This window comes from Winogradskyella pelagia, assembly GCF_017581965.1.
Lineage (GTDB): Bacteria > Bacteroidota > Bacteroidia > Flavobacteriales > Flavobacteriaceae > Winogradskyella > Winogradskyella pelagia.
On record NZ_JAGEVF010000039.1, the window covers coordinates 1 to 866 of the forward strand.

1 pseudogene is annotated in these 866 nt (G+C 48.8%); it reads right to left on the bottom strand.

Annotated features, from left to right (window positions below):
- Positions 1 to 866 (bottom strand): annotated as a pseudogene (locus J4050_RS15150) (hypothetical protein); the annotation flags it as partial.

The window sequence follows — 866 nt, forward strand, 5'->3', positions numbered from 1 at the left end:
GGTGTGGTCGGTGACATGCTACCCAGCTCGTTGCCTGCGCAATCCTTGAGCACCGTATACAAGGTGATGCCTCCATTTGCTATAAACAGATCGGTCACCATTTCCCCGAAATCGATGGTCCACTGCTGCAGTGTGCCATCGTAGGTAACCGTTGCGCCCAATGCCGCAAAATCCGCCTCGTTGCCTCCGTAAGGATCCGATGCGCTCGCGTATACCGTAAATTCAGGCACCGTAGCTTCAAGACTATGGTCTATTTCCAGAGAGTACAGGTTCGTATCCGAAGCGTCCACCGTCCAGACAAAGCTGTTGCCCAGTAGGCAGTTGGCGCCTGTCTCAGGCATGACTGCTTCTAGTACAGGAGCGTCAGTGTCATTGTCGCTAACTTCAAACACATTAGACGTTACGCTACAGCCAAAATCATTTGTTACAGTTACTGTATAAGACCCTTCTAATGCCGTAATCGTTTGCGTGGTCTCTCCTCCTGGAGACCATAGATAAGACGCAAAACCAGCGCCTGCATCAAGGGTTACAGCGCCTGCCGACAAACAGTAATTCGTTGGGCCTGAAATGACCGGTTCTGGCACTGGGTTTACTATAATGGTTAAACTTGTGGTATTGGCGCACTGCCCTGCATCTGGCGTAAATTCGTAATTAGTGGTATTAATATCTAAAGCAGGCGACCATGTCCCTGTAATGCCATTATTAGAAGTGGTAGGTAGCGGCGTTAAAATTGCATCAGCACATACTACTACAGGATCAAAGGTTGGGTCCGTTTTTGGTGTCACTGTTACGGTTACCTCAGCAGTATTCTCACAACCGTTTGCATCTGTACCTGTAACGGTATAGGTTGTTGTTTCAGTTGGCAC